The 4,428-nt window shown below is 64.0% G+C and carries 4 protein-coding genes; 3 read left to right on the top strand and 1 reads right to left on the bottom strand.

Features of this window, described 5'->3' with window-relative positions; all coding sequences use genetic code 11:
• Together IEY49_RS21095 and IEY49_RS21090 are read left to right on the top strand one after the other, a co-directional pair.
• A partial coding sequence (locus IEY49_RS21095; RefSeq protein ID WP_229780966.1) for an HD-GYP domain-containing protein occupies positions 1-645 on the top strand: 645 nt, incomplete at its 5' end.
• Positions 646-969: 324 nt separating this feature from the next.
• Positions 970-2,745 (top strand): putative bifunctional diguanylate cyclase/phosphodiesterase, encoded by a 1,776-nt coding sequence (locus IEY49_RS21090; RefSeq protein WP_189012368.1) that lies wholly within the window; start codon positions 970-972, stop codon positions 2,743-2,745.
• 48 nt (positions 2,746-2,793) lie between these two features.
• Here the strand turns inward: IEY49_RS21090 and IEY49_RS21085 are convergent, their stop codons facing one another.
• Positions 2,794-3,096 carry a diguanylate cyclase domain-containing protein gene (locus tag IEY49_RS21085; RefSeq protein ID WP_189012367.1) on the bottom strand — a complete coding sequence of 101 codons (303 nt, stop codon included), beginning with the start codon at positions 3,094-3,096 and terminating at the stop codon, positions 2,794-2,796.
• Between the two features lie 102 nt (positions 3,097-3,198).
• Here IEY49_RS21085 and IEY49_RS21080 point away from each other — a divergent pair.
• Positions 3,199-4,428 (top strand): GGDEF domain-containing protein (locus tag IEY49_RS21080; protein WP_189012365.1); only part of this gene is annotated, 1,230 nt, incomplete at its 3' end.

Raw genomic sequence — 4,428 nt, 5'->3', positions numbered from 1 at the left:
CTGGACCTGCTGGTCGGCCAGTTGGCCATCGCGGTGGAGAATTGCAATCTCTTCGAGGCGTTGGAGCGTCAGAACCTGGCGCTGCGTCTGGCGTACGACGAAACTATTGAAGGTTGGGCGCGCGCCCTGGACTTCCGGGACAAGGAAACTGAAGGGCATTCCAGGCGGGTCACCGAACGGACGGTTGAACTCTGCCGGGCGTTGGGGTTACCTCCCGAGGATTTGGTGGATGTGCGCCGGGGCGCCCTGCTGCATGACATCGGGAAGATGGCGATTCCGGATGCGATCCTGCTGAAAGCGGGGCCACTCACCGACGAGGAGTGGGTGGTGATGCGGAAACACCCAGACACGGCAGTGGAATTGCTCGCGCCCATCAAGTTTCTCCGCCCCGCCCTGGACATCCCGCAGTGCCACCATGAGAAGTGGGACGGGACCGGGTACCCGGCAGGACTCCGGGGCGCTGCAATCCCGCTGACAGCCAGAGCGTTCGCGGTGGTGGATGTCTTTGACGCGCTCACGAGTGACCGGCCGTACCGCGCGGCGTGGACCAGGGAGCAGGCGTTAGAACATATTCAGGCTGGAGCGGGTACGCATTTTGACCCGCAGGTCGTGACCGTGTTTCTGGAGATGCTCCAGCAGACGTGAAGTCCACCCCCATTCAGGCTTGAAATGCACCCACTGACCGGCGGCGCGTCCGGAATCCAAGCTGCGACCCCCAGACTGACGCTTTGCCCTGGTTGCCTTAGCCTTCATGCGCTTCTGGCGGCACCATGAACGGTCACTGTAAGAGCTCAACCATTACGCTGCGCCCGGTACGGAACATCGCCTGCCTCGGCTGGGCTTGATCCGCCGCATCATCCCAGTCACGGCGCCCCCTGAACTCCCTGCATGCCTTGCTCTTCAGGCTGCCGCGTGGTTTCACGCGGCAGCCTGCTCCAAGCCCCCCAGACTGCACGCCCTTTGGAGCCCATGACCCCTGCCCACGAAGACGCCCGCCTCGCTGAACTGCACCGCTTCGGCATCCTCGACACCCTTCCCGAGTCCCAGTTCGACCGGATTGTCGCGCTCGCTGCCCGGTACCTGGACATGCCTGTCGCGGCAGTGACATTCGTGGATAAGGACCGGCAGTGGTTCAAGGCCCGCATCGGGATGGACGCCACCGAAACACCGAAAAGCGAGTCCATCTGTGCGATCGCCATCCAGCAGGACCACGTGATGGTGATTCCCGACGCCCGGAAAGACCCGCGCGTCAATGGCATGAACTGCGTCAGCGTCGACCAGATCGTTGGTTTTTATGCCGGTGCTCCGCTGCGCACATCCGACGGTTACCAGCTGGGCACCGTCTGCGTGATGGACAGCGTACCTCGCTCGTTCACTGCTGAGGAGGAAGGCGTCCTGGAGGACTTCGCGGCCCTGGTGATGGATGAACTGCGCCTGCACGACACCGTGCGCCAACTCGGTGACCTCGCGCTGCTCGACTCCCTGACCAGCCTGCCCAACCGGGCGAATTTCCGTCAGCGTCTCACCCAGGCCATGCGCCGCGCGACCCTCAACAACTCGAAAGTCGTGCTGGGGCTGATGGACCTGGACCGTTTCAAGCTCATCAACGACACGCTCGGTCACGCCGCGGGCGACGAGCTGCTGCGCCTGACCGCCCATCGCCTGAGTGAATGCCTGGCGTCGAGCGACACGGTCGCGCGCATGGGCGGTGACGAGTTCGCCCTGATTTTCACGGACGTGGCTGAGGCCGCCAGCACCGAGCGCATCCTGACGCGCATCCGGCAGGCCTTCAGCGCCCCGTTTCTGCTCGAGGATCAGGAAATCTACGTGCACTGGAGCCTCGGCCTGACCATCTTTCCAGACGACGCGGACCAGAGCGAAGCCCTGCTGACCCAGGCGGACACCGCCATGTACCGTGCCAAGCGTGCGGGAGGCGGCCACGCATTTTTTAATGTGCAGCATGACCGTCGCACCCCGGCGGAGATGACGCTGCTGACGGGACTGCACCATGCTCTGGAACGCTGCGAATTCCGGCTGCACTACCAGCCGATCATTCATGCCGTCACAGGGGTAGTGGCGGGCTACGAAGCCCTGATCCGCTGGGAAGGCCCGGACGGCCTGGTGAGCCCGGCTGAGTTCATCCCGCTGGCCGAAGTGTCGGGTCTGATCGTCCCCATCGGGCAGTGGGTGCTGCGCGAAGCGGTCCGGACGGCCGCGCTAATCCCTCTCGGGCACATCGCCGTAAATGTCAGTCCGCTGGAGTTCGCCCAGCCGCATTTCGTGGAGTACGTTGCGCGGGTGCTGTGTGAAGAGAACCTTGACCCGGGCCGTCTGTTGCTGGAAGTCACTGAGAACAGCCTGCTCGACCCTCGCCGTGCTCAGGATGTACTTCAGGATCTGCGCACGCTGGGGGTGCGGGTGGCGCTGGATGATTTCGGGACCGGCTACAGCAGTCTCTCCGCCCTGGCCGGACTGCCGGTGGAAGTGCTGAAAATCGACCGTTCGTTTATGGCGCAGGTGGGGCAGCCCGGACCGGAGGGCCTGCGGGCCGCTGAATTGGTTCGTGCTGTCGTCGCGCTGGCGCGCGCCTTTGGTCTGAAGACCGTGGCTGAGGGCGTCGAGACACTGGTGCAGGCACGTGCCCTCACCGAGTTGGGCTGCACATTCCTTCAGGGCTATCACTTCGGCCGCCCTGGCCCACTGCCTCGGTCAGCCGCACACGGCGCACAGGCTCCTGTTGCCTGAGCCCAGCACGATGAGCATGGGGGACGCGCTCTGCTTGGCAGGGAACGCCTACCCGGTGCCCACGGTCAACACCGCGTCGTTCTGGCCGGTCAGGAGCTCGTCCCCCACCGCGTGCCCGAGCGAATCGTTCACCGCCTTGAACGCGTCGAAGTCGAGCACCAGCATGCCGATCGGAGTGCCACGTCTTTGAACGTGCAGGAGGGCCTGCTTCGCCCGGTCCAGCAGCATGAAGCGGTTCGGGAGACCGGTCAGGGCGTCGTGATGCGCCAGATACTCACCGCGGACCTGGGTCTCATTCGCCTGCAACATCGCCAGACGCAATTCGAGTTCGTCGATCACGATGCGTGACATTCATCACAGATATGAGAGTGAAACACTCTACAATTTTATTGTTCTCTCATATAGCTGACGATCAGGACACCTTTCGGTCTGCACTCACCTCCAGGATCCGCCATGGCACCCCACCTCCTGAACGCTGCGCCCCTCGCTTTCCTCGCCGCCAGTGTTGGCGTGACCGTGCTGCTGACTTCCCTGCTGACCCTGGCCTTCGCCTGGCTGCGCCCGTCCTACCCCGGCTGGCGCGGCTGGGCCGCCGGCCAGACTCTCCTGGTGCTCGGCATGCTCATCGGTGCCCTGAGAACGCCCGAGACCGAACTGCTGTCCATCCTGCTCGGCAACGCCTGTGTCATGACCGGCTCCGCACTGGTCGTCCACGCCTTCTACCGCTTCGCGGGAGTACAGGTCGACCGCCGCGTCCGCCTGATTCACCGGACAGCGGTTCCGCTCATCCTGGCTGCCCTGTACCTGCTGACCGTCTACGAGAACAACATCACCGCCCGTGCCCTGCTGGTCAACGGCTACCTGGCGGTCATCTCCTGGGCTTTCCTCCGGTTGATCGTCCTGGAGATGCGTCGCCAGTCCACGCTCCGGAGTGCGTACGCCCTGAACCTGGGCGTCATCATCGTCGTGCACGCCCTTGCCGTTCCCCGCACCCTGCTCCTGGGCTCCGGCACCCACCCGGAAATGGCATTCGCCTTCAACCTGCCCAACCTCCTGATGTACCTGTCCGTGCTGCTGCTCTCGGTGGGCGGCACCCTCACGTTCTGGCTGCTGCACGACGATAGGCGCCGCGCCGACATGCAGCACCTACAGGAGGAACTCTCAGGGCTGGCGTTCTCAGATCCGCTGACCTCCACCTTGAACCGGCGCGGTTTCCAGCAGGCTTTCATGGAGTGGACGGAGTCTGCACGTTCCAGGGCGGGCACGCTACTGGTGCTGGACATCGACGACTTCAAGACCATCAATGACCAGCAAGTCCACGCGGCGGGTGACACGCACCTCAGGGCGTTGAGCACCCTGCTTCACCAGGTGGCGGACGACGCGGATCTGGTGGGCCGGAGTGGTGGTGACGAGTTCGTCATGCTGCTCACCGGGGAAGCCGGGACAGTCGAACACCAACTCCAGCGGTTGTCCGAGGGGCTGAGAGGGCCCACTGGGGCGTTGGGATTCGGGGTCAGCTTCGGGTGTACTCAGGTGGAGCCCACCGACACCCTGGAACGAGCATTGAACCGGGCAGATCAGGCGATGTATCAGGCCAAGGCCGCAAGACGAGCCTGGGCGCAGAACATTCCTTTCGCGCTGTACCCGCTTGAGATGGACGTGATGACGGGAGAGTGGAAACCT

The organism is Deinococcus malanensis (assembly GCF_014647655.1).
GTDB lineage: Bacteria > Deinococcota > Deinococci > Deinococcales > Deinococcaceae > Deinococcus > Deinococcus malanensis.
Note: the sequence above shows the minus strand (reverse complement) of the source record. Positions and strands in the feature narration are given on the sequence as shown.